The 23,546-nt window shown below is 73.1% G+C and carries 17 protein-coding genes, 1 pseudogene and 1 riboswitch; of the genes and pseudogenes, 6 read left to right on the forward strand and 12 right to left on the reverse strand.

All coding sequences use genetic code 11. The features are described from left to right. Window positions 1–121: 121 nt before the first annotated feature. The 6 genes from GCU69_RS01935 to GCU69_RS01955 form a co-directional block, all read right to left on the reverse strand. Complete coding sequence (locus tag GCU69_RS01935) at window positions 122–1,318, reverse strand: zinc-dependent alcohol dehydrogenase (protein ID WP_098754482.1); 1,197 nt, start codon at window positions 1,316–1,318, stop codon at window positions 122–124. Next, the gene (nrfD, locus tag GCU69_RS01940; RefSeq protein ID WP_156204949.1) at window positions 1,315–2,415 is read right to left on the reverse strand and encodes an NrfD/PsrC family molybdoenzyme membrane anchor subunit; all 1,101 of its coding nucleotides are present in this window, start codon (window positions 2,413–2,415) and stop codon (window positions 1,315–1,317) included. Before nrfD ends, GCU69_RS01935 begins: the two co-directional genes overlap by 4 nt. Continuing rightward, window positions 2,412–3,428, reverse strand: coding sequence for a 4Fe-4S dicluster domain-containing protein (locus GCU69_RS01945; protein WP_156204950.1), 1,017 nt, complete (start codon window positions 3,426–3,428; stop codon window positions 2,412–2,414). Before GCU69_RS01945 ends, nrfD begins: the two co-directional genes overlap by 4 nt. Further along, on the reverse strand, window positions 3,425–6,706 hold the full coding sequence (gene fdh, locus GCU69_RS01950; RefSeq protein ID WP_156204951.1) for a formate dehydrogenase: 3,282 nt from the start codon (window positions 6,704–6,706) through the stop codon (window positions 3,425–3,427). Before fdh ends, GCU69_RS01945 begins: the two co-directional genes overlap by 4 nt. A gap of 132 nt (window positions 6,707–6,838) precedes the next feature. Further along, on the reverse strand, window positions 6,839–7,009 hold the full coding sequence (locus tag GCU69_RS32420; protein ID WP_170315757.1) for a hypothetical protein: 171 nt from the start codon (window positions 7,007–7,009) through the stop codon (window positions 6,839–6,841). A 397-nt stretch (window positions 7,010–7,406) separates the two neighbouring features. Then, the gene (locus tag GCU69_RS01955; protein WP_098753257.1) at window positions 7,407–8,903 is read right to left on the reverse strand and encodes an SDR family NAD(P)-dependent oxidoreductase; all 1,497 of its coding nucleotides are present in this window, start codon (window positions 8,901–8,903) and stop codon (window positions 7,407–7,409) included. A 380-nt stretch (window positions 8,904–9,283) separates the two neighbouring features. On the opposite strand from GCU69_RS01955, the gene GCU69_RS01960 reads away from it, so the two are divergent. The 4 genes from GCU69_RS01960 to GCU69_RS01975 all read left to right on the forward strand — a co-directional run bounded on the left by GCU69_RS01960 (window position 9,284) and on the right by GCU69_RS01975 (window position 13,352). Beyond that, on the forward strand, window positions 9,284–9,832 hold the full coding sequence (locus GCU69_RS01960) for a glycoside hydrolase family 25 protein (protein WP_156204952.1): 549 nt from the start codon (window positions 9,284–9,286) through the stop codon (window positions 9,830–9,832). Between the two features lie 155 nt (window positions 9,833–9,987). Continuing rightward, window positions 9,988–10,800 (forward strand): SAM-dependent methyltransferase, encoded by an 813-nt coding sequence (locus GCU69_RS01965; protein WP_098753255.1) that lies wholly within the window; start codon window positions 9,988–9,990, stop codon window positions 10,798–10,800. 539 nt (window positions 10,801–11,339) lie between these two features. Further along, the gene (locus GCU69_RS01970) at window positions 11,340–12,245 is read left to right on the forward strand and encodes an SAM-dependent methyltransferase (RefSeq protein WP_156204953.1); all 906 of its coding nucleotides are present in this window, start codon (window positions 11,340–11,342) and stop codon (window positions 12,243–12,245) included. A 3-nt stretch (window positions 12,246–12,248) separates the two neighbouring features. Continuing rightward, window positions 12,249–13,352 carry a terpene synthase family protein gene (locus tag GCU69_RS01975; protein WP_098753253.1) on the forward strand — a complete coding sequence of 368 codons (1,104 nt, stop codon included), beginning with the start codon at window positions 12,249–12,251 and terminating at the stop codon, window positions 13,350–13,352. Window positions 13,353–13,359: 7 nt separating this feature from the next. On the opposite strand, the gene GCU69_RS01980 is transcribed toward GCU69_RS01975, so the two are convergent. From GCU69_RS01980 to GCU69_RS02000, 5 genes are read right to left on the reverse strand one after another with little or no spacing between them, the layout of a single operon-like run. After that, window positions 13,360–14,844 (reverse strand): cytochrome P450, encoded by a 1,485-nt coding sequence (locus GCU69_RS01980; protein WP_235978149.1) that lies wholly within the window; start codon window positions 14,842–14,844, stop codon window positions 13,360–13,362. After that, a complete protein-coding gene (locus tag GCU69_RS01985) occupies window positions 14,841–15,479 on the reverse strand; it encodes a GTP-binding protein (RefSeq protein ID WP_098751278.1) in 639 nt (212 codons plus the stop codon). Before GCU69_RS01985 ends, GCU69_RS01980 begins: the two co-directional genes overlap by 4 nt. A 19-nt stretch (window positions 15,480–15,498) precedes the next feature. Continuing rightward, window positions 15,499–15,864 (reverse strand): DUF742 domain-containing protein, encoded by a 366-nt coding sequence (locus GCU69_RS01990; protein ID WP_098751277.1) that lies wholly within the window; start codon window positions 15,862–15,864, stop codon window positions 15,499–15,501. Next, entirely contained in the window at window positions 15,861–16,247 is a 387-nt protein-coding gene (locus tag GCU69_RS01995) for a roadblock/LC7 domain-containing protein (RefSeq protein WP_098751279.1), read from the reverse strand. Before GCU69_RS01995 ends, GCU69_RS01990 begins: the two co-directional genes overlap by 4 nt. A gap of 25 nt (window positions 16,248–16,272) precedes the next feature. Further along, on the reverse strand, window positions 16,273–17,778 hold the full coding sequence (locus GCU69_RS02000; protein WP_098751276.1) for a sensor histidine kinase: 1,506 nt from the start codon (window positions 17,776–17,778) through the stop codon (window positions 16,273–16,275). A 338-nt stretch (window positions 17,779–18,116) separates the two neighbouring features. Here GCU69_RS02000 and GCU69_RS02005 point away from each other — a divergent pair, with 338 nt between their 5' ends. Further along, a complete protein-coding gene (locus GCU69_RS02005) occupies window positions 18,117–18,623 on the forward strand; it encodes a GNAT family N-acetyltransferase (RefSeq protein WP_098751275.1) in 507 nt (168 codons plus the stop codon). A 79-nt stretch (window positions 18,624–18,702) separates the two neighbouring features. Here GCU69_RS02005 and cobN read toward each other — a convergent pair whose 3' ends face one another. Further along, the gene (gene cobN / locus GCU69_RS02010; RefSeq protein ID WP_098751274.1) at window positions 18,703–22,347 is read right to left on the reverse strand and encodes a cobaltochelatase subunit CobN; all 3,645 of its coding nucleotides are present in this window, start codon (window positions 22,345–22,347) and stop codon (window positions 18,703–18,705) included. A gap of 394 nt (window positions 22,348–22,741) precedes the next feature. Further along, window positions 22,742–22,851, reverse strand: a riboswitch (cobalamin riboswitch). A gap of 99 nt (window positions 22,852–22,950) precedes the next feature. Between cobN and GCU69_RS02015 the strand changes: the two are divergent. Then, window positions 22,951–23,546, forward strand: a pseudogene (locus tag GCU69_RS02015) (hypothetical protein); the annotation flags it as partial.

Below are 23,546 nucleotides of genomic sequence, written 5' to 3' on the forward strand. Positions count from 1 at the left end.
CGGAGGTCCTGGAAGCCTCCGAAAGCCCCGGAAGCGTCCCGGAAAGCCCCGGAGGCCCTGGAAGCCCCCGCGCGCCCGGCGCCCCGCGCGCCCGGCGCCGACGGCGGGGCTCCGGCCGGGGTCAGGCCGCGACGCCCGGCCTGAACAGTGTCTTGATCATGCCGTCGGCCTTGTCCTGGAACGTCTTGTAGGCCTCCGGCGCATCCTCCAGCGGCACGGTGTGGGTGGCGAACCCGTCGACCCCCAGCGGATCCTGGTCGGTGAGCAGCGGCAGGATGTCGGGCACCCACCGGTGGACGTTCGCCTGGCCCATCCGCAGCTGGATCTGCTTGTCGAACAGGGTGAGCATCGGCATCGGGTCGGTCATGCCGCCGTAGACGCCGCTGAGCGAGATCGTGCCGCCGCGCCGGACGACGTCGATGGCGGTGTAGAGCGCGGCGAGCCGGTCCACCCCGGCGCGTTCCATCAGCTTCTCCGCGACGGGTCCGGGCAGCAGCCCCACCATCTGGTGGGCGAGCCGTCCCGCGGGCGCTCCGTGGGCCTCCATGCCCACGGCGTCGACGACGGAGTCGGCGCCGCGGCCGTCGGTCAGGTCGCGGATGGTGTCGCCGATCTTCTTGCCGTGCTCCCTCAGGTCGAGCGCCCTCACCCCGTTCCGGCGGGCCCGCTCCAGCCGCTCGGGGACCAGGTCCACGCCGATGACCTGGCCCGCGCCCCGGTGCAGCGCGATCCGGCAGGCCATGTCGCCGATGGGCCCGAGGCCCAGCACCACCAGGGTGCCGCCGTCGGGCACGGCCGCGTAGTCGACGGCCTGCCACGCGGTGGGCAGGACGTCGGAGAGGAACACGAACCGCTCGTCGGGCGGCCCGTCGGGCACCTTGACGGGCAGGGTGTTGCCGAACGGCACCCGCAGGAACTCGGCCTGGCCGCCCGGCATCTGGCCGTAGAGCTTGGTGTAGCCGAACAGCGTCGCGCCCATGCCGCGGTCCCGGTTCTGGGTGGTCTCGCACTGCGAGTGCAGGCCCTGGCCGCACATCCAGCAGGTGCCGCAGGAGACGTTGAAGGGGATCACGACCCGGTCGCCGGGTTTGAGCGCGGTGACGTCGGAGCCGGTCTCCTCGACGACGCCCATCGGCTCGTGGCCGAGGATGTCCCCCGGCTCCAGGAACGGGCCCAGCACCTCGTACAGATGGAGGTCCGATCCGCACAGGCCGCTGGAGGTGATCCGTACGATCACGTCGGCCGGTTCCTGGATGGTCGGGTCGGGGACCGTCTCCACCCGCACATCGCGCTTGCCGTGCCAGGTCAGTGCCCTCATGCCTGGGCCTTCCTTTCGTTCCGGTCGTGCCGGCCGGGCCGTTCCGACCGGCCGTTCCCGTGCTCCGGCGGCCGGCTGTCGAGCCGTTCGCGCTGGGGGACGACGGTGTAGCGGGGGTCCTCGGCGGACGCGATGCCCGCGTGGAAGATCCCGAAGCGGGTGCAGGCCGACCCGGCGAGCAGCGCCAGTCCGCTCGCGACGGCGGCGGCCCGGTGGCGGCCGAGGAGGGCCGCGCCGAGGGCCCCGCCCGCCGTGAGCCGTTCCGCGGCCCGCAACAGCCGTCCGCCCCGCCCCTGTTCATAGGTCTCGGCGACGATGCCGGTGCGGCGTTTCATCAGCCGTACGGCGACGGCTTCCCCGGCGGCGGCGAGCAGCGCGGCGTTGCGGGCCGGCCCGTTCTCCCGGGCGGGTGCGAGGGTCAGCGCCATGCCGGCCGCGGCGGCCGTCGCCGACGCGGTGAAGACGTACGGGAGTTCGCGGTGGGCGTCGTGCCAGGCCGGTACGGCGGTGTCCGCGGCGAGCACGGCCGTGTACGCGGCGACCGCGGGACCGAGCATGGCGGCGACACCGGTGGCGGCCCGGCCGGCGCGGGGCAGCAGCCCGGTCAGCGCGCTGCCGGCGGCGGCGCCCGCGGCGGGCCCGTAGCCGGCGAGGAGCCAGGAGCCGACGCTCATCGGCGAGGTCGGCTTGATCACCCGCAGCATGTTGGCGAACCGCTCGGGGCGGCCGAGGTCGTGGATCAGTGCGGCGGTGGACAGCGAGATCGCGGCGAGGGAGGAGACCTTCATCGCCTTGGCGGTCGCGTGCCGTCCGGTGAGTCCGGCGCCCGCCGCGAGGACGGAACCCGCGCCCGCGAGCCCTCCGGTGAAGAAGTACCCGGCGATGTCGCGCGCCTGCCAGGCCGGGGCCTTGACGACGGGCCTGCCGTAGTACGACCGGAACTCGGCGCGGGGCACCATCAGCTGCTCGCCGCGCCCCTTGCCCTTCCGGCGGCGGCCGGTGCCCGGGGGCTTTCCGGGCTGGAGCGCGGCGGGGACGGCCTCCCGGCCGGGGCGTTCCCCGCGCGGGCCGTCCCGGGTGACGTCGGATCCGGTCATCGGCGTGTTCCTCTCCGGTGCGCCGCCGCCCGGGCGGCGGTGGCGGCGGTCCGGGCGGCGGCCCGGGCCGTCGTGCGCCCCCGCACGGTGGTCGCCCCGCGTCCGGCCGGGGAGCCGAGGAAGGCGGCCGTGACCCCGCCCAGCAGCGCCAGCGCGGCCGCCCCGGCGTGCTTCCACATGGCCGGCAGGTCGCGGGTGGTGACGACCGGGTCGGGCGGCAGTCCGTACACCTCGGGCTCGTCCAGCAGCAGGAAGAACGCGCCGTCGCCGCCCACGCCGTCGTCCGGCTCGTGCCCGTAGAGCCGCGCGTCGGTGACGCCCGCCTCGTGCAGCTGCTCGACGCGCCGCGCGGCGGTCTCGCGCAGTTCGTCGAGCGGGCCGAACTGGATGGACTCCGTGGGGCACGCCTTGGCGCAGGCCGGTTCTTGCCCGGCGCCGAGCCGGTCGTAGCACATCGTGCACTTGAACGCGCGGCCGTCGTCCGGCCGCTGCTCGATGACACCGTACGGGCAGGCCGGCACGCAGTAGCCGCAGCCGTTGCAGATGTCCTCCTGGACGACGACGGTGCCGAACTCGGTGCGGAACAGCGAACCGGTCGGGCAGACGTCGAGGCAGGCGGCGTGCGTGCAGTGCTTGCACACGTCGGACGCCATCAGCCAGCGCAGTTCGGTGCGCCCCTCGGGCCGCGGCACCTCCGCGCCGGGGGTGACCGGGTCGGCGGGTGGCGGGGGGTCCGGGGCGCGCACGGGGACGCTCTGTTCGACGAAGGCGACGTGCCGCCAGGTGGACGCGCCCAGGCCCTCGCTGTTGTCGTAGCTCATCCCGGTCAGCGACAGGCCGTCCTCGGGGATGGCGTTCCACTCCTTGCAGGCGACCTCGCACGCCTTGCAGCCGATGCAGACGGAGGTGTCGGTGAAGAATCCGGCCCGCTCGGGGTGCGCGGTGTGGCCGGCGTCGCCCGCCGGGTCGGGCTCGGGGCCGGACAGCAGGTCGCGGATGTCGACGGTGGTCATGACAGGGCCTCCGTGCCGGTGGTCTCGGTGATGCCCGCGCGGGCGCGGTAGTCGGCGACCAGCCGGGGCAGGTCGGGTCCACGGGGGCGGCGGCCGGGCCGGATGTCGGCGGTCAGCGCCTTGTCCTCCTGGATGTGCGTGCTGGGGTCCTGGGCGATGGCGACCAGCTCGTTGGCGGCGTCGCCGGGCGCGACACCGTTCGGCCCCCAGTGGAAGGGCAGCCCGATCTGGTGGACGGTGCGGCCGTGCACGGTCAGCGGCCTGATCCGCTCGGTGACCATCACCCGTGCCTCGATGGCGTTGCGGGCGGTGACGAGGGTGGCCCAGCCGCCGTGCTCCAGCCCGCGTTCGGCGGCCAGCGCGGGCGAGACCTCGCAGAAGAACTCCGGCTGGAGCTCGGAGAGATAGGGCGACCAGCGGCTCATCCCGCCGGCGGTGAAGTGCTCGGTGAGCCGGTGCGTGGTGACGACGTACGGGAAGACGTCCGCGCCGGGCTCGTCGCCGCTCGGGTGGTAGCGGTTGCCCTCGCGGGGCTGGAGCTGCCGCACCGGTGACCGGCTGTGGTCTCCGTACAGGGCGTTGTGGAAGGGCGAGTCCTGCGGCTCGTAGTGGGTGGGCATGGGCCCGTCGGTGAGTCCCGCGGGGGCGTACAGCCAGCCCTTGCCGTCGGCCTGCATGATGAACGGGTCGTCACCGCGCAGCGCGGCGGGGCCGGTGGCGTCCTCCGGCGGTACGTACGCGGGGTCGCGGTCGGGGATGAAGTCGGGGACGTCGTGCCCGGTCCACCGCCCGGCGCCGGCGTCCCACCAGACGTACGCCTTCCGCTCGCTCCACGGCGTGCCGTCGGGGGCGGCGGAGGCCCGGTTGTAGAGGACGCGCCGGTTGGCGGGCCAGGCCCAGGCCCACTCGGAGGCCACCCAGTCCTGCTCGGTGTGCGGCTTGCGGCGGGCCGCCTGGTTGACCCCGCCGGCGTACACGCCGCAGTAGATCCAGCAGCCGCAGGAGGTCGAGCCGTCGTCCTTCAGTTCGGTGTACGCGCCGAGCAGCCCGCCGTCCGGTCCCCGGCCGTTGATTTCCTGGAGTACGGCCGCGGCGGACGGCTCCGCGCGGGTGCCCTCGACGGGGTAGTCCCAGGTGAGGTCGAGCAGCGGCCGGTCCATCGGGTCCGCGGAACCGGCCAGCTTCTCCCGGATGCGGCGGCCCAGGTGGTACGTGAACCACAGGTCGCTGCGGGCGTCGCCGCCCGGTTCGACGGCCGCGTCGTGCCACTGGAGCCAGCGGTTGGTGTTGGTGAAGGTGCCGGACTTCTCGGTGTGCGCGGCGGCCGGGAAGAAGAAGACCTCGGTGCCGATGTCCTCGGTGCGCAGCTCACCGGTCTCGATCTCCGGGCCGTCCCGCCACCAGGTGGCGGACTCGATCAGGGAGAAGTCGCGGACGACGAGCCAGTCGAGCTGGGCCATGCCGAGCCGCTGGAGCCGGGTGTTGGCGGAGCCGACGGCCGGGTTCTCCCCCATCAGGAAGTAGCCCTTGCAGACGCCGTCGAGCTGGGCCATGACGGTGTCGTAGGTGCTGTGCGAGCCGGTGAGCCGTGGGATGTGGCCGAAGCAGAAGTCGTTCTCCGCGGTGGCCGCGTCACCGTAGTACGCCTTGAGCAGGCTGACCATGTACTTCCGCATGTCGCCCCAGAAGCCCTTGCCGGTGCGGCTCGCCAGGACGAAGGCGTCCAGGTCCTCGTGGGCGTGCGCGTGCGGCATCGGCAGATAGCCGGGCAGCAGGTTGAACAGCGTCGGGATGTCACTGGAGCCCTGGATGCTGGCGTGGCCGCGGAGCGCCTGGATGCCTCCGCCGGGGCGGCCGATGTTGCCCAGCAGCAGCTGGAGGACGCTCGCGGCGCGGATGTACTGGGCGCCGACGGTGTGCTGGGTCCAGCCGACGGCGTACACGAAGGCGCTGGTGCGGTCCCGGCCGGAGTTCTCGGTGAGCGCGTCGCAGACGGCGAGGAAGTCCTCGCGGGAGATGCCGCACACCTGCTCGACCAGTTCGGGGGTGTAGCGGGCGTAGTGCCGCTTGAGGAGCTGGTAGACGCAGCGCGGATGCCGCAGGGTCGGGTCGTGGTCGGGGTCGGACTCGGCGACGGCGCCGCCGGATCCGTGGGTCTCGGAGCCCCCGGCCTGCTGGACCTTGTGGTCGGCCTGCTGGGCGCTTTGGCCGCGCACGCGCTCCCAGTACTGGGCGTCCCGCTCGCCGGAGGCGGCCTGGACGTAGCCGCTCCGGTACTGCCAGCTGCGCGGGTCGTAGGAGCGCTCCTCCGGGTCGAAGCCGGAGAAGACGCCGTCGAGGTCCTCGGTGTCCGCGAAGTCCTCGGTGACGACCGTGGCCGCGTTGGTGTAGGCGAGGACGTACTCCCGGAAGTCCTTCTCCTCGGTGAGCACGTGATTGATGATGCCGCCGAGGAAGGCGATGTCGGTGCCGGCCCGGATCGGGACGTACCGGTCGGCGAGGGCGCTGGTGCGGGTGTAGCGCGGATCGACGTGGATGACGCGGGCACCGCGCGCCTTCGCCTCCATCACCCACTGGAAGCCGACGGGATGGGCCTCCGCGTAGTTCGAGCCCTCGATGACGATGCAGTCGGAGTGCTGGAGGTCCTGCATGAACGTGGTCGCGCCGCCGCGCCCGAAGGAGGTGCCGAGTCCCGCGACGGTCGAGCTGTGGCAGACCCGGGCCTGGTTCTCCACCTGCACCACGCCGAGGCCGGTCAGCAGCTTCTTGATGAGGTAGTTCTCCTCGTTGTCCAGCGTCGCCCCGCCGAGGCTCGCGATGCCCGGGGTGCGGGCGGTGCGCACCCCGTCGCTCTCCCACTCCCAGGTCTCCCGGCGGGTTCGGATCACCCGTTCGGCGACCATGTCCATGGCCGTGTCGAGGTCCAGCGGCTGCCAGTCCCGGGCGTGCGGCGGCCGGTACAGCACCTGGTGGTGGCGGGCGTCGCCGGTGGTGAGCTGGAGCGTCGCCGAACCCTTGGGGCAGAGCCGGCCACGGCTGACGGGCGAGTCGGGGTCGCCCTCGATCTGCACGACCTTCCCGTCCTTGACGTAGACGTCCTGGCCGCAGCCCACGGCACAGTACGGGCAGACGGACTTCACGACCCGGTCGGCGGTCTCGGTCCGGGCCCGCAGCCGCTCCGTGTCCCGGGACACGGCGGCCGCGCCGCGGCCGAGCGGATCCGCGCCCGTGAGTTGCCGGTACACGGGCCAGTTCAGGACCCGGCTGCGCACGCCCATCGCTCATCCTCCGCCGTCCGCCGGTCGCGACCGACGTCGGGTGCCCCGCCGCGCGGCCGTTACTCACGGGACATACGAAGATCCGCCGAAGGCATCCCTTCGGCGGATCGTCAACGGGGCGGGCGCGGAATATCAGTCGATGCCGCGGAGGATGTGGGATTCGGCCGGATCGTCCTCGTAGCCGGCCAGCCGGATCGGCGCGGACCGGGACCACACGTCCAGGTTCCGGGCTTCCTTCTGGCGGTCGGCCCGCTCGCTCGGCTCCGGCCGGAGCTGATTGGCCTTGGTCTTGTCGGATGTCACCGCGCACTCCTTCGTGTCGGGTGCACCGGACGCCGCACGCCGGGGGCTCTGCCGGACCGGACGGGGGCGCCCGGTAGGGCTGGGAAGGTCACGTCGGACGCGGTGGCGTCGGTATTACGACCGGGCTGCGGCCAAGGTGGCTGGCCTGTCCCGGGACGGCCCTTGGACATCGGTGTTTGGCTTCCCGATGGGGCTCTCCGTCAGAGTTCACCCTACATACATCCACCGGCGGACGCGCGCCGTTATCCGTACCGGCGGTACGCGACCGGACCGTCCAAGCCGCTCCGGCCCCGGCGGGACCGGCCCGGCCGCCGCCCGGACGGGCCGGCGGGGCTGGGCCGTCCGGGTGACGGGGCGCCGCTCCGCCGCCCGCCGGACCGGCGGCCGCGGGGGCGTGTCACCAGCCGGCGGGCGCGTAGTCCTTCAGGAAGCAGCCGTACAGGTCCTCGCCGGCCTCGCCGCGGACGATGGGGTCGTAGACCCGGGCGGCGCCGTCGACCAGGTCGAGCGGGGCGTGGAAGCCCGCCTCGGCGAGCCGCATCTTGTCCGGGTGCGGCCGCTCGTCGGTGATCCACCCGGTGTCGACGCTCGTCATCAGGATGCCGTCGCTCTCCAGCATCTCCTGGGCGCTGGTGCGGGTGAGCATGTTGAGCGCGGCCTTGGCCATGTTGGTGTGCGGATGGCCCGCGCCCTTGTAGCCGCGGCTGAAGACACCCTCCATCGCGGAGACGTTCACGACGTACTTCCGGCGCGCCGCGGCCGCGGCCATCGCCGGGCGCAACCTGCTGACCAGTACGAACGGAGCGGTCACATTGCACAGCTGGACCTCGAGCAGCTCGACCGGGTCGACCTCGCTCACCGTCTGGATCCAGCTGTTGGTGTCCGCGAGGTCGGGCACCAGGCCGCCCGCGTCGATGGCGTTGCCCGCCTCGATCCGGGCCGGCGCGGCGGAGCCGCTGGTCAGCGCCAGCGCGGCGACCGTGTCCGGGGTGAGGCCGCCGGGCCGGTCACCGGCCGACGGGAGCGCGTGCTGGGCCCCGCTGCCGAAGGCGCCGAGGACGACGGATTCCGGCAGCTCCCCGGCCGGGAGCGGCGCGGACTCGCCGGCCACCAGCTCGGCGTACGCCTGCGGGGAGCGGCGTACGGTCTGCGCGGCGTTGTTGATCAGGATGTCGAGGGGGCCCGCGGCGCTCACCGAGTCCGTGAGCGCGACGACCTGCGCCGGGTCCCGGAGGTCGATCCCGACGATCTTGAGCCGGTGCAGCCAGTCCGCGCTGTCCGGCATGGCCTGGAAGCGGCGGATCGCGTCCTTGGGGAACCGGGTGGTGATGGTGGTGTGCGCCCCGTCCCGCAGCAGGCGCAGCGCGATGTACATGCCGATCTTCGCCCGGCCGCCGGTGAGCAGCGCGCGGCGGCCGGTGAGGTCGGTGCGCGCGTCACGGCGGGCGCGGTTCTCGCCGGCGCACGGCGGGCACAGCTGGTGGTAGAAGGCGTCCACCTCGCGGTAGCGGGTCTTGCAGATGTAGCAGGACCGGGGCCGCTCCAGCACCCCGACGATCTCCGTACTGCTGGTCGCGGCGAGCGGGATGCCCGCGGTCTCGTCGTCGATGCGGTCGGCGGAGCCGGTGGCGGTGGCCTCGGTGACGGCCTTGTCGTTGGCGGTCTTCGCGGCCCGGCGCTCCTGGCGGCGGCGCTGCTTGACGGTGCGGTAGATGCCCGCGGTGGCCCGGCGCACGGTTATCGCGTCGGGGTGGTCCAGCGGGAGGTCGTCCAGCTCCGCGAGCACGCTGAGGCATTCGGCGAGCCGCTGCGGGTCGATGCCCGGGTGGTCGTCCCCGGGTTCCGGCCGGCCGGTCCCGGGCTGCTCGGTCCGGCCGTCGTCAGTCACCGTCATCGCCGCTGCCGCTTTCCTTCATGTCCGTCGTGCGCCGGTATCGGCACACACCCCGGCGGAACTGTACGTAGAGCCGGGCGGCTGCGCCAAATGCGGCCTTCCGCGGAGCCGCGCTGCCACGGGGGACGCGGGCGTACGGGGTGACACGGGTCACGCGGATCACGCGGACCACACTCTTGATGTGGGTCACGCGGACCACACACATGACGCGGGCCACACACATGACGCGGGCCACGCGGGTCACATGGCCGCGGGCCGCCCGGTGCGCCGCCCCGCCCGGCGGCCCGGGCTCCGCCGTCCCGCGCCGCGCCCGCCCGCCGCCCGCATGCGCGCGGTTCCGTACGGGCACATGACGGGTAAACGGCGGAAGGGGACCCCGTATGAGCGTGAAGGGCGTCGACGTCTCGTCCTGGCAGCCGGAGGACTACCGGACCGAGGGGATGGACTTCGCTTTCATCAAGATCACCGAGGGGACGTCCTACATCAACCCGAAATGGGTCGCCCAGCGTGCCACGGCGCGTGACGCGGGTCTCGTGACCGGCTTCTACCACTTCGTACGCTCGGGCAGCATGTCCGCGCAGGCCGACTACTTCCTGGGCGAGATCAATCTGGCCGCGGGAGACATGCTGGTCCTGGACTGGGAGGACCCGGACGTCTCCAACGCCGACAAGGACTCCTGGCTCCGGTACACCCAGGGCAAGGCGCCGGGCCACAAGGTCCTTCTCTACTGCAACCGGGACTACTGGCTCAACCGGGACACCACCTCCTTCGCCGGCGACGGCCTGTGGATCGCGAACCACAACAACGATCCGGGGAATCCGGGAATCCAGGCGGAGTGGAAGTTCCACCAGTACACGACGAGTCCGATCGACACCAATGTCGGCCGGTTCGACGACCGGGCGGCTCTGCGCTCCTGGGCCGGTGGCTGAACCCACCGGGCACCCCTGACGAAAGCGTCACCGCCAGTGGTCAACACCGGTGGAAATCCCGCCTGTTGGGACTCTTTTCAGCCCGCGCACACGCCCTAGGATGATGCTGCCGCAGCCGCTCCGGGGTGCGCGCGGGAAAGACTGTGAGGGGTCCGATGAGTCAGAGCAGCGAGCCGGTTTCCGGGGTCGACATCACTGTGCCGAGCGTTGCCCGGATGTACGACTACTACCTCGGCGGCAAGGACAACTACGCCGTCGACCGGGAGGCTTCGGACGAGTTGCTCAAGGTCGTGCCGAGCACGAAGGAGCTGGCGGTGAACAACCGCCGGTTCCTGGTCCGGGTCGTCCGGCGGCTGGCCGAGGAGCACGGCATACGCCAGTTCCTGGACCACGGATCCGGCCTGCCCACGCAGGACAACGTGCACCAGGTGGCGCAGAGCGTCGACAAGGACGCCCGGGTCGTCTATGTCGACAACGACCCGATCGTCCTGGCACACGGCAGGGCCCTGCTCCAGGAGAACGACAACACCGCCGTCATCACGGCGGACATGCGCGACACCGACGCCGTATTCGCCCACCCGGACGTGGTCCGGCTGATCGACCTGAACGAGCCGGTCGCCGCGCTCTTCGTCTCCGTGATGCACTGCATTCCCGACCGCGACGATCCGGCGGGCATCATCCGGCGGGTGCGGGAACGGCTCGCCCCGGGCAGCTTCTTCGTCATCTGCCAGCTGGTCAGCGAGGACGAGGCGACGCGCAACTTCGTCACCGACTTCATGGACCAGAGCACCCACGGCAACTGGGGCCGGGTCCGCGAGCCCCGGGAGCTGGACGCCTACTTCGAGGGCCTGGAGATCCTGGAGCCCGGCCTGGTGGAGGTCTCGACCTGGCACCCGGACAACGAGGTCGCACCCAAGCAGCTCACCCGGGAATGGATCGAGTACGGCGGCGTCGCACGGATGCCCTGACCTCCCCTTCCGCGCCGGCACGCCGATCTTGGCGGGGCCGGCCGGTGCCACCGCGCCGCGCCCGTGCGGCCGTTCCGCCCCGACGCCCGCCGGCAGGCGGCCGGCGCCCGCGGCCGCCCACCGGACGCCGACGACCAGGGCCCGCTCCGCACCATGGAGCGGGCCCTTCCGCGTGGGCCGGTTCCAGACAGGCCGAACCGGGCGGCACCACCGCTGCGAGCGCGGCGGACATGCCGCTAATGTTATGAAATTCAATTATTCCATCGATCGACATGCATGCAAGAGCGGTCGCGTTCAATCGCAAGAAATCAATTTTGATCGCCCAGGCTCGCATCCGGCCGTCCCAATCGCACCGCCGGCCTCAAACCACGGGCGCACCGAGGGTTACGGAACAAGCCGCGCGGGGCAGGTTCGAGGCGCCGACAGCCGGCGACGACAGCCGGGTGCGCAGCCCCGCATGCGCTCCGTACGAGTTCATTCATGCCCACAGCAGATCGAATACGACCGGAACAGCAGGCGCGGACCTCCGGAGGTCTCCCATGACCGACAAGCTCGTCATCGGACCGCCGCATTCCCCGGAAACGGCATTCGACGAGTCTCAAGTGCCCGTGTACTACTCGGCGAAAACCCGGGACATCCTGCACAAGTACGGTCCCGGTCCGCGTGTCCATTTCCATCTCGGCCTGTTCGACTCCACCCCGAACACCACCGTCCCGCAGCACGTCGTACGCCGCCGCATCGTCGAATCGCAGGAAACCGTCCTGGAGCACGCCGCCGCCCTGTGGGGTGTGCCCGCCGCGCCGCCCGCCGAAGTCCTCGACATCGGCTGCGGCCTGGGCGGCGGCTCGATCTACTGGGCACAGGAGTACGGCAGCGCCGTCACCGGTCTGACGATCACCGCCGAACACATCCCGGTCATGGCCCGCCTGGTGCGGCAGGCCTCGGTGTCCGGGCTGGTGACGCCGGTGCTGGGCGATGCCCACGACCTGCGCGAGGAGCGGGCGTACGACGCGGCCGTGGCGGTCGAGAGCGCCGTGCACATGGACCGCGTACGGCTCTTCGCCGTGGTGTCCAGGGCTCTGCGGCCCGGCGGCTGGTTCGGGTTGCAGGAGCACTTCCTGTGCCGGCCGCAGGTGGCGGACTTCGTGAACGGCTACTACAAGACCCGGCTGGGGACCGTACCGGAGTACGTCGCCGCCGCCCGCGACGCCGGACTCGAACTCGAACAGAACGAGGACGTCACCGACGGGGTCTCGGAGTTCTGGGTGCAGAGCATGGCGTGGACGACCGCGGAACTGGAGCGGAGCCGGATGACGGGCACCCCGTCGCCGGTCGGCCCCGAACGGCTCCGGGAGTCGGCGCTCGCGCACGGGCGGCTCTTCCGCATCTGGCGGGATCACGCCGTGGAGACGCGGCTTCTGCTGTTCCGCAAGAGGAAGCGGTGACCCGTGGCCGAGCCGATCGCCCCGGCGGCCACGCTCCCCGGCCACCGTCCGCCGCCCTTCTACTGCCCCGTCCCGTCGGCCGTCCACCCGCAGGTCCGGCGGATCGAAGAGCGCGCGCTGGACTGGCTGGAAGCCCGCGGCGTGTACGCCGACGACGTCGAGAGGGCGTGGAACGCCGCCACGCACGCGGCCGAGTTCAGCTGCCGCCTGGCGCCGTACGGCGACGAGGACCGGCTCGTGCTGTTCGCGCAGTGGAGCTACTGGCTGTTCGCCCTCGACGACGACCGGCTGGACGTCGAACCGGCGGCCGGCCGCTGTCCGGAGATCGTCGACCTCGGGCTCCGGCTCGTCCGCTGCCTGGAGGCGCCCGGCTGCGGCCTGCTCGGGACCGGTCCGACGGCCGCGGCGCTGGACGATCTCGTGGCGAGGACCGTGCCCGTCGCCGGCGAGGTGCGCTACCGACGGCTGGTGGACGGGGTGCGGGACCTGGTGCTCGGCGTCGCCTGGCAGAGCGGGAACGCCGGGCGCCGCGTCCTGCCGACGCCCGCGGAATACATCCCGGGGCGGATCTCCGACGTCGGAACGCGCTTCGACGCGGCCTTCACGGAGATCGCCAATGACATCGAGGTGCCCGGGGTGAGCCTGTACTCCGCGCCCGTACGGGCGCTGACCGAACTCACCGGATTCATCGCGGCCTGCGACAACGACCTGCTCTCCTACGCCAAGGAGAACGGCCCCGGGGCGCAGGGCCAGAACATGGTGACCGTACTGGCGCACCACCACCGCTGCCCGCCGGAGGAGGCGGTGACCCGCGCGGTCGCCCTGCGGGACCGGGCCATGACGCTCTTCCTCCGGCTGCGCGAGCAGGTCCTGCGGACTGCCGGTCCGGACCTGCGGGGCTATCTCGGCGGCCTGGGCCACTGGATCGCCGGGAACATCCGCTGGTCCGACACCGCGCCGCGCTACGCCAGCCCGCGCCGTCTCCACCGCCTCCCCGTGCCGGGGGCCACCCTCGGCGTCACATGGCGCGACACACCCACGGACTCCCGCGGCGGCGCCCCCGGCATCCCGACCGTCGACTGGTGGTGGGACCAGCTGGACTGCTGAACCGCCGTCACCCGCCCGACAGCCAGCGCGCCAGGCGCTGCCGCCAGGTCGTACGCACCCGCCGGGGCCGCGCGCCCGCGAGGGAGCCGTCGCCGGGTACCGTCCCGGGTCCGGTCCCGGATGCCGTCCCGGGTCCGGTCCCGGAGCGGACCGCGGTATCCGCCGTGGAGGGCCGGGGCGGAGCGGGCGGCGGCGGGACGACGATCGGCTCGGGCGGCCTCGGCCGGCGCGGGGTGAACGCCACGGGCAGCTCCACCAGATGCCTGGTCATCAGCGCGGACACCCAGGTCAGATCGGCCTCGGAGACGGCCAGCCGCACATCGGGCAGCCGCGCGAGCAGCGCCTCCACGCCGGTGTCCGCGATGGCGCGGCCGATGTCCTGGCCGGGGCACTCGTGCGGTCCGCCGCTGAAGGCCAGGTGGGACCGGTTGCCGTGGACCGGCACATTCGGGTCCGGCCGCACCGCGCGGTCCGCGTTCCCGGCCGCCAGTCCGAGGATCAGCAGGTCGCCGGCCTTGATGGACTGCCCGGCGAGTTCCGTGTCGCTGGTCGCCCAGCGGCCGACGGCCGTCATCATCGGCGGTTCGTCCCACAACACCTGTTCCATGGCGTCGGGAAGCGTCATGTGGCCGCCGGCCAGGTCCGCGCGGAAGCGGCGGTCGGTGAGCACCATCCGGAGCAGATTGACGATCAGATTGGCCGTCGTCTCGTACGCGGCGATGAGCACGATGCGCAAGTGCTGCACCACCTCGTCCTCGGTCAGCTCCGCGCGGTGCTCGATGAGCCACGAGGCGAAGTCCGGACCGGGCTCCGCCGACTTGCGCCGCACGAGCCGGCGCAGCGCCTCCATGACGTACTCGTTGCTCGCGACCGCGGTCTCGGTGCCCTTGAGCAGGTCCCGGGCCGCCTCGACGAGCTTGGGCCCGTAGGACTCGGGCATGCCGAGCAGCTGGGTCATGACGAGCATCGGGAGATGTTCGGCGAACTGGTCGACCAGGTCGGCCCGGCCGTCCGTGCAGAACTGGTCGACCAGGAGGTCGGCGAAGCGGGTGACGTGCCGGCGGATCCCGCGCCGGTCGAACCGGTTCATGCTGTCGGTGACCGCGCCGCGCAGCCGCTCGTGTTCCGGGCCGTCGACCAGGGTGCACATCGGCTGCCAGGCCACGATCGGCGCCAGCGGATGGTCCGGCGTGACCCTGCCCTCCTGCATGGCGCGCCAGTGCCGGGAGTCCCGGGTGAAGCGCGACGGGGTACGGGCGACGTCGAGGTTCTCCCGGTAGCCCAGGACGAGCCAGGCGGGCACGTCGCCGTGGACCAGGACGGGGGCCACGGCGCCGTGCCGGGCGCGCAGTCGCTCGTAGAGGCCCATCGGGTCCGACTCGGCCTCCGGCCCGAAGAGCCGGGCCGGGCCGCCCCCGCCCGGGGCGTGGGCGGGGCAGCCGGGGGGCGGGGCGAGCGCGGGGTCCGCGTGGTCGGGGGAAGGGAGGGTCACTGTGGCTCCGGGATGGCGTTCGCTGGGGCGGTGGTGAGGGTGTGCAGGTAGCGCATGAGGGTGAGCAGGGCGTCGCGGCACGAGCCCCGGTCGCGGGCGTCGCAGTCGACCATCGGCACGCTCTCGGGCAGGTCGAGCGCCGTCCGCAGGTCCTCCATGGGGTGAACGGGGGCCTCCGGGAAGGCGTTGACGACCACGACGAACGGCACGCCGCGGTCCTCCAGCCTGCCGACCACGTCGAAGCTGACCTCGAGGCGGCGGGTGTCGATGAGCACGAGCGCGCCGAGGGCGCCCTCGAACAGGCCGTTCCACAGGAACCAGAAGCGCTCCTGGCCCGGGGTGCCGAACAGGTACAGCACCAGCTGCTCGTTGATGCTGATCCGGCCGAAGTCCATCGCGACGGTGGTCTCGGTCTTCCGTTCCACCCCGGCGATGTCGTCGACCCCGACACCCGCCTGGGTCATCGTCTCCTCGGTGGTCAGCGGGCGGATCTCGCTCACCGAGCCGACCAGGGTGGTCTTGCCGACGCCGAAGCCGCCGACGATGACGACCTTGACGGCCGAGGTGGTCGACGCGGGCAGGGCGTCCTCGCTGCGGGGACCCGGGACCCGGTCGCCGGGCCGGTCGCCCGGCATCCCGGTGCCGGGCAGCTGGTCAGAGATTCTGTAGTCCATGCATCACCGCCTTGAGGAGTTCCGCGTCGGGCAACGCGGCGGCCGGGATCGGGGCGCGTGCCTCCATCCGGCCGTCGGCCAGCAGATCGGTCAGCAGCACGGCCACCGTGCTGACCGGAAGCACCAGATAGGCGGAGATCTCCGCCACGGAGAGCGGGTAGTGGCACATCCGCAGCAGCGCGGTCTGTTCGGGGGGCATTCCGGGCTGCGGCACGTCCCGGGACACGATCAGGGTGACGAGGTCCAGACGGACGCTCTCGGTCCCGGCCCGGCTGCGGCCCCCGGTGACGACGTACAGCCGTTCCGGGGCGCCCTCGTCCCAGCCTTCTTCCTCCGCGCCGCTCATGTGACCTGCTCGTCGACGCGCGGCGGGCTGCTCAGATGCTCGCCGATCCGGGCGACCAGGTCGCGCATGCGCTGGCCCATCAGTCCGGCGTCGACGCCGTCGTCGGCGAGGACCGCCAGATACGCCCCGGAGCCGGCCGCCATCAGGTAGAAGAACCCGCCGCTGACCTCGATGACGACGAGCCTCATCCGGCCGCTGCCGTGCGGGAATTCGGCGGCGATCGCGCCGGACAGGCTCTGCAGGCCGGCGCAGGCCGCCGCGAGCCGGTCCGCGGTGTCACCGTCCGTGCCGTGTTGGGCCATGCACAGGCCGTCCGAGGACAGCACCACCACGTGCCGGGTCTGCGGGACGCTCGACGCCAGGTCCCTGAGCATCCAGTCCATCTTGAGCCGCTGCTGTGTCACGTGCCTACTCATCCCTGTCCAACGCTTCTTCGGTGTGCGGTCGGGTCGCGCCGGTTATCGGTTTCTCGCCGTTGACCCCGCTCTGGAAGGCGGCCAGCCACAGCCCGGGTTTGACCTGCTCGGCGGCCGCGGGCGGGCGGGGCGGGGCCACGGAGGCGGTGGGGGACGGCGCGGTCCCCGGCACGGGTGCCACACCGGAGTTGCGGCGCCGGCGCTGCGGCAGCCCGTTGCTGCCGCGGGTGACGGGTCCGGAGGCGTCCATGGACAGGGGCGATCCGTTCTGCCTCGCCAAGGGCATCGGCGCGGGACGCTTCCGCGGCTTGGCGGGCGGCAGGGTCGCGCCCTTGGCGACCGTGCCGCCGGGGGTGGGCGTGGCCGTGATCAGGTCCTGCGGGACGATCAGGACGGAGCGCACGCCGCCGTACGCGGAAGGGCGCAGGGAGACCTGGAAGTCGTGCGCCTGGGAGAGCCGGCCGACCACGGCCAGGCCGAGGCGCGGGGTCTCCCCGAGGTCGTTGAGGTCGATGCCGGCGGAGGCCTGTGCCAGCACCCGTTCGGCGCGGCGGCGGGCCTCCTCGGTGAGGCCCACTCCGGCGTCCTCGATCTCCAGCGCCACGCCGGACTGCACCTCGACGGCGGTGAGATGCACCCGGGTCTGCGGCGGGGAGTAGCGGGTGGCGTTGTCGAGCAGCTCGGCGAGCGCGTGGATGAGCGGTTCGACGGCGGGCCCGACGATGGCGACCTCGGCCACCGAGTGCAGGTCGACGCGCTGGTAGTCGAGGATCCGGGACATGGCGCCGCGCGCGACGTTGAACAGCGGGACGTTCTGCTGCCACTGGCGTCCCGGGCGGGATCCGCCGAGGACGGCGATGCTGTCGGCGAGCCGGCCGATCAGCGCCGTGCCGTGGTCGAGGTGCAGCAGGTCGCCGAAGACCTCCGGGGTGTTGCCGTGCCGGTCCTCCATCTCCCGCAGGTCCTGCCCCTGCTGGTGGACGATGGCCTGGACGCGGCGGGCGATGTTGACGAAGGCGCGCTGGGCGGAGTCGCGGAGGTCCTCCTCCGCGCGCACGGCCTCCATCACGGACCGCAGCACGGCCTGGTGGGCGGTGCGGAACTGGGGGTCGATGCCCGGCTGGTAGCCGACGGCGGCGAGCACCTCCTCGACGGTGGCGCCCCGCTGGAGTCGCTCCACGGCGGCGGGCAGCAGGTCGTCGGCCAGGCGTACGGTCTCGGTCTCCTGCTCCACGAGGCGCTGCCGCAGAGCGGCCTCCTGTCCGGCGTGGCGCTGCCGGAGTGTGGCGATCACCCGGCCGCGGCGGACGACTTCGGCCGACGCCAGGCCCACGGCGAGGGTGGCGACCGCGCCGCACCAGGCGGCCGGAGCGCGGGCCCCGTCGGGGACGCCGATGACGGCCAGCACCGCGCACAGTGCCGTCACCGCGGGGGGAATCAGCCAGAGAGACACGGAGCCGGGTTGCCGGCCTCCCGGTGACGAGCCAGCACGAACCATCAATATCCTCAACCCTTGCGATAAGAATCAGGGGCAGCCGGCGCGGTTTGTCGAATACACGGTGTCCTGCACGTGTTCTGCGGCGTCGCGGCGGCCGACGGCGAACTGCGGCTATTGCCGCAACTCGCTGCGGGACATGGAGCATAGCCGTTTCACCGGGCACCCGGGATGAAGATGCACTTTTCCCAGAAATGCACTGGCGTACGATTTAAAGAAAGCGGAAAAGCGGTCGCGTTCATTCATACGAATCGTTTTTTCGATCCGTTCTCCGCCAGTGCCCCGCTCCGCCGGAGAAAATCAGCAGGACACTGCTAACCGCCCCTCGGTACGCTGCGCGGATGGAGATCCGGGCCGCCGCCGAGAACGACCTGCCGCTGCTGCGGGACATCGAACGGGCCGCGGGGCGCTGCTTCGCGGACATCGGGATGCGCGCCGTCGCCGAGGACGAGCCGCCGTCCCTCGCGGCGCTCCGCGCCCACCGGGAGGCCGGGCAGGTCTGGGTGGCGGCCGGTGCCGGCGGCGTGCCGGTGGCGTATCTGCTGGCCGAGGACGTCGACGGCTGCGCGCACATCGACCAGGTGTCGGTGCATCCGGACCACGCAGGGCGGCGGCTGGGCCGGGCGCTGATCGAGCACGCCGCGGGGCGGGCGCGGGAACGCGGTTCGGCGGCGCAGACCCTGACGACCTTCGCCGAGGTGCCGTGGAACGCGCCCTACTACGAGCGCTGCGGCTTCCGCAGGCTGCGCGGGGACGAACTGACGCCGGGACTGCGGCGGATCCGTGCCGCGGAGGCCGCGCACGGCCTGGACCGGTGGCCGCGGGTGTGCATGCGGCGGGAGTTGTAGGCCGCGCCGGCAGCGGTGACGTCCGGCGCCCCCGGCGGCGTGCCGGGGGCGTGCCGCTGCCGGCGCGGCCCCCTGCGGGTCAGGCCCCGCCGTCCTCCTGGCCGCCCTCCAGGTCCCCCTCGGTCTCCAGGTACGCCTGGCGCAGCCCGGCCAGCACCTCCGGGTCCGGCTCGGCCCACATGCCGCGGCTCTCGGCCTCCAGCAGGCGTTCGGCCATGCCGTGCAGGGCCCAGGGGTTGGCCTGCTGGAGGAAGTCCCGGTTCTCCGGGTCGAGGACGTAGGTCCGGGCGAGCTTGTCGTACATCCAGTCGGCGACGACACCCGTGGTCGCGTCGTAGCCGAAGAGGTAGTCGACGGTGGCGGCGAGTTCGAAGGCGCCCTTGTAGCCGTGCCGGCGCATGGCCTCGATCCAGCGGGGGTTGACCACGCGGGCGCGGAAGACGCGGGAGGTCTCCTCGGTGAGGCTGCGGGTGCGGACCGTCTCCGGGCGGGTGCTGTCGCCGATGTACGCGGCCGGTGCGGTGCCCTTCAGCGCGCGGACCGTGGCGACCATGCCGCCGTGGTACTGGTAGTAGTCGTCGGAGTCGGCGATGTCGTGTTCACGGGTGTCGGTGTTCTTCGCGGCGACCGCGATGCGCCGGTACGCCGTCTCCATCTCCTCGCGCGCCGGGCGGCCCTCGAGTTCGCGGCCGTAGGCGTAGCCGCCCCACACGGAGTAGACCTCGGCGAGGTCGGCGTCGGTGCGCCAGTCGCGGCTGTCGATGAGCTGGAGCAGTCCGGCGCCGTACGTGCCGGGGCGGGAACCGAAGATGCGGGTGGTGGCGCGGCGTTCGTCACCGTGTTCGGCGAGGTCGGCCCGGGCGTGTGCCCGGACGTAGTTGTCGGCGTCGCTCTCGTCCAGCGCGGCGGCGAGCCGTACGGCGTCGTCGAGTACGCCGATGACGTGCGGGAAGGCGTCGCGGAAGAAGCCGCTGATGCGCAGCGTGACGTCGATGCGGGGGCGGCCCAGCTCGGCGAGCGGGACGGCCTCCAGGCCGGTGACCCGGCGTGAGGCGTCGTCCCACACCGGGCGGACGCCGAGCAGCGCCAGGGCCTCGGCGACGTCGTCGCCGGAGGTGCGCATCGCGCTGGTGCCCCAGAGGGAGAGGCCCACGGACTCGGGCCAGCGGCCGTTGTCGGTGCGGTAGCGCTCCAGCAGCGAGGCGGCGAGGGCCTGGCCGGTCTCCCAGGCGAGCCTGCTGGGCACGGCCTTGGGGTCGACGGAGTAGAAGTTCCGCCCGGTCGGCAGCACGTTGACCAGGCCGCGCAGCGGGGAACCGGAGGGGCCCGCGGGGACGAAGCCGCCGTTCAGGGCGTGCACGGTGTGCTCGATCTCGTCGCCGGTGGCGGCCAGCCGGGGCACGACCTCCCGGGCGGCGAACTCCAGGATCGCGGTGGCGTCCGCGCGCCGTTCCGCCGGCAGCACGGCGCACACGTCCGCAGCCCGCGCCGGGTCCCAGCCCGCGTCGTCCATGGCCTGGACGAGGGCCCGGGCCTGCTCCTCGGCCTCGTCGGCGCCGGTGCGGGTGGCGGCGGACTCGTCGAGACCGAGGGCCTCGCGCAGTCCGGGCAGCGCGGTGGTGCCGCCCCAGATCTGCCGGGCCCGCAGGACGGCGAGGACGAGGTTGACGCGGGCCGCACCCTCCGGGGCGGCTCCGAGGACGTGCAGTCCGTCGCGGATCTGGGCGTCCTTGACCTCGCACAGCCAGCCGTCGACGTGCAGCAGGAAGTCGTCGAACCCGTCGTCGTCGGGCCGGTCCTCCAGCCCGAGGTCGTGGTCGAGCCGGGCGGCCCGGATGAGGGTCCAGATCTGGGCGCGGATGGCGGGGAGCTTGGCCGGGTCCATCGCGGAGATGGCGGCGTACTCGTCGAGGAGCTGTTCGAGCCGGGCGATGTCGCCGTAGGACTCGGCGCGGGCCATGGGCGGTACGAGGTGGTCGACGAGCGTGGCGTGCACCCGGCGCTTGGCCTGGGTGCCCTCGCCGGGGTCGTTCACCAGGAACGGGTAGACCAGCGGCAGGTCGCCGAGGGCGGCGTCTGGGCCGCAGGCGGCGGACAGTCCCGCGTTCTTCCCGGGCAGCCACTCCAGGTTGCCGTGCTTGCCGAGGTGGACCATGGCGTCCGCGCCGAAGCCGCCGTCCTCGGCGGAGGCGGCGATCCAGCGGTACGCCGCCAGGTAGTGGTGCGAGGGCGGCAGGTCGGGGTCGTGGTAGATCGCGATCGGGTTCTCGCCGAAGCCGCGCGGGGGCTGGATGAGCAGCAGCAGGTTGCCGCGGCGCAGCGCGGCGAGGACGATCTCGCCCTCGGGGTCGCGGCTGCGGTCGACGAACATCTCGCCGGGCGGCGGGCCCCAGTGCTCCTCCACCGCGTCGCGCAGCTCCTTCGGCAGTTCCGCGTACCAGCGGCGGTAGTCGGCGGCGCGGATGCGCACCGGGTTGCGGGCGAGCTGCTCCTCGGTGAGCCAGTCCTGGTCGTGGCCGCCGGCCTCGATAAGGGCGTAGATCAGCTCGTCGCCGTCGCCGGAGACGAGACCCGGGAGTGCCTCGGGGCCGTCCTCCGGCCCCAGGTCGTAGCCCTCGGCGCGCAGCCTGCGGAGCAGGGCGACGGCGCTGGCGGGGGTGTCGAGGCCGACGGCGTTGCCGATCCGGGAGTGCTTGGTGGGGTACGCGGACAGCACCAGCGCGAGCCGCTTCTCCGCGGCCGGGACGTGCCGCAGCCGGGCGTGCCGCACGGCGATCCCGGCGACGCGGGCGGCGCGTTCGGGGTCGGCGACGTAGACGGGCAGCCCGTCCTCGTCGGCCTCCTTGAAGGAGAACGGCACGGTGATCAGCCGGCCGTCGAACTCGGGCACGGCGATCTGGGTGGCGGCGTCGAGCGGCGACAGCCCCTCGTCGTTCTCCTCCCAGGCGCTGCGCGGCCCGGTGAGGCAGAGCGCCTGGAGCACCGGCACGTCGAGCGAGGCGAGGGCGCCGGCGTCCCAGGACTCGTCGTCGCCTCCGGCGGACGCGGCGGCGGGCTTGGTGCCGCCCGCGGCGAGGACGGTGGTGACGACGGCGTCGGCCGCGCCGAGGGCGTCGACCAGCTCGGGCTCGGGGGCGCGCAGGGAGGCGACATACAGCGGCAGGACGCGGCCGCCCGCCCGCTCGACGGCGCGGCAGAGCGCCTCGACGAAGGCGGTGTTGCCGCTCATGTGGTGGGCGCGGTAGTAGAGCACCGCGATCAGCGGCCCGGCGGGGTCGGTCTCCGGTGACGCTTCCCGCTCCAGCGGCCCCCAGGTCGGCGCGGGCTCCGGCGGGGCGAAGCCGTGGCCGGTGAGCAGCACGGTGTCGGAGAGGAACCGGGCGAGCTGCGCCAGGTTCGCGGGGCCGCCGTGCGCGAGGTAGGCGTGGGCCTCGGCGGCGATGCCGACGGGGACGGTGGAGGCCTCCATCAGCTGGGCGTCCGGGGCCTGTTCGCCGGTGAGGACGACGACGGGGCGGTCCCCGGCCAGCAGCAGGTCGAGCCCGTCCTGCCAGGCCCGGATGCCGCCGAGCAGCCGTACGACGACGAGGTCGGCGCCCTCCAGCAGGGCGGGCAGTTCGCCGGGGCCGAGCCGGGTGGGGTTGGCGAGCCGGTACGGGACGGGGCCGGCGGCCGCGCGGGCGCTCAGCAGGTCGGTGTCGGACGTCGACAGCAGCAGGATCACCGGGAATCGCCTCGCGGGGTCGTGGCGGAGCGGGCGGCCGACCGGGCCGACCGGGGAACGGGGGCGCCGGGCACGGCGCGGAGCGGGGCACGCTCTTGCGGGCCGGGCGCGGCACGGACCTGCGGAGCAAGCAGGGCACGGACGTACGGACCGAGAGCGGCACGGACGTACGGACCGAGCGCGGCACGGACGTGCGGGTCAGGAGCACCGGGAAGGGTCCGGGCCCCGGTTCGGGCGGGCGGGCCGGGGGTGCCGCGCACCGCGGGTGCGGCGGTGCGGGCGGGCGGCGCGGGGCGCGTCCGGGTGCCGCCGGTGGCGGCGGGAGCGCTCCGGGACGGAGTGCGCATGCGGCAGCAGGCCTTCCTCGGGGTCCTCGCCCCGGGCGGTCGAGGACGGCGGGAGTTCCTGACTCACACGGCTGAAGGAGCCGTGCTCACAGTGGCGGGACCGTGCCGGATTCACACCGGCTTCCTCCCCTGGCGCCGTCCATGGCGTCGGCGGACCCGGACCGGGCCCGCCGCTGAGCATAGTAAGCGCTCAGGGCCGGTCCGGGGCACCCGCGGCCGGTCCGGACGCGGGGTCGACGGCCCGGCGCGGATCTGTATGCTCGCCGCCATGCCCTCCGCCCCCGCATCCCGCCCAAGCGGGTCCGAACCGCCGGATTTCGGACCCGGCGACCGCTGTCCCGGCGCATTGCGACTGCACATGGCCGACGACGGTGCGCTGGCCCGGATACGCCTTCCGGGCGGACTACTGTCGAGCCGTCAGGCAGCGGATCTCGCGGACATCGCCGAGGAGTTGGGCGATGGAAACCTCGATCTGACTTCGCGGGGCAATGTGCAGTTGCGAGGGCTTGCGGCGGACTGCGGGCCGGAACTCGCGGACCGCTTGCGGGCGGCGGCACTGCTGCCTTCCGACACCCATGAACGAGTCCGTAATGTGGTGGCTTCACCCCTCTCGGGCCTCGACGGCCACGGGTACGCCGACACCGCCGCCTGGGCGCGGGCCCTGGACCGCGCGCTGTGCGCGAACCCGGACGCGGCAGCTCTTTCCGGGCGTTTTCTCTTCGCGCTGGACGACGGGCGCGGCGATGTCGCGGCCCTGGACGCCGATGTGACAATCGTCGCAGCTCCGGGCGGTGCGGCGGAGCTGCGCACCGGCGCGGGCGGCCCCCGGCTCGCGGTCTCGGCCGCCGACGC

This window comes from Streptomyces lycii, from assembly GCF_009735685.1.
GTDB lineage: Bacteria > Actinomycetota > Actinomycetes > Streptomycetales > Streptomycetaceae > Streptomyces > Streptomyces lycii.

Bases quoted from the DNA above. Each gene is read 5' to 3' on its own strand.
- GCU69_RS02000 (WP_098751276.1), bottom strand. From the start codon at position 17,778: ATGGTTCGTGCTGGCTCGTCACCGGGAGGCCGGCAACCCGGCTCCGTG.
- GCU69_RS02005 (WP_098751275.1), top strand. From the start codon at position 18,117: ATGGAGATCCGGGCCGCCGCCGAGAACGACCTGCCGCTGCTGCGGGAC.
- GCU69_RS01970 (WP_156204953.1), top strand. From the start codon at position 11,340: ATGACCGACAAGCTCGTCATCGGACCGCCGCATTCCCCGGAAACGGCA.
- GCU69_RS01935 (WP_098754482.1), bottom strand. From the start codon at position 1,318: ATGAGGGCACTGACCTGGCACGGCAAGCGCGATGTGCGGGTGGAGACG.
- GCU69_RS01955 (WP_098753257.1), bottom strand. From the start codon at position 8,903: ATGACGGTGACTGACGACGGCCGGACCGAGCAGCCCGGGACCGGCCGG.
- GCU69_RS01965 (WP_098753255.1), top strand. From the start codon at position 9,988: ATGAGTCAGAGCAGCGAGCCGGTTTCCGGGGTCGACATCACTGTGCCG.
- fdh (WP_156204951.1), bottom strand. From the start codon at position 6,706: ATGGGCGTGCGCAGCCGGGTCCTGAACTGGCCCGTGTACCGGCAACTC.
- GCU69_RS01945 (WP_156204950.1), bottom strand. From the start codon at position 3,428: ATGACCACCGTCGACATCCGCGACCTGCTGTCCGGCCCCGAGCCCGAC.
- GCU69_RS01990 (WP_098751277.1), bottom strand. From the start codon at position 15,864: ATGAGCGGCGCGGAGGAAGAAGGCTGGGACGAGGGCGCCCCGGAACGG.
- GCU69_RS01995 (WP_098751279.1), bottom strand. From the start codon at position 16,247: ATGGACTGGATGCTCAGGGACCTGGCGTCGAGCGTCCCGCAGACCCGG.
- nrfD (WP_156204949.1), bottom strand. From the start codon at position 2,415: ATGACCGGATCCGACGTCACCCGGGACGGCCCGCGCGGGGAACGCCCC.
- GCU69_RS01985 (WP_098751278.1), bottom strand. From the start codon at position 15,479: ATGCCGGGCGACCGGCCCGGCGACCGGGTCCCGGGTCCCCGCAGCGAG.
- GCU69_RS01960 (WP_156204952.1), top strand. From the start codon at position 9,284: ATGAGCGTGAAGGGCGTCGACGTCTCGTCCTGGCAGCCGGAGGACTAC.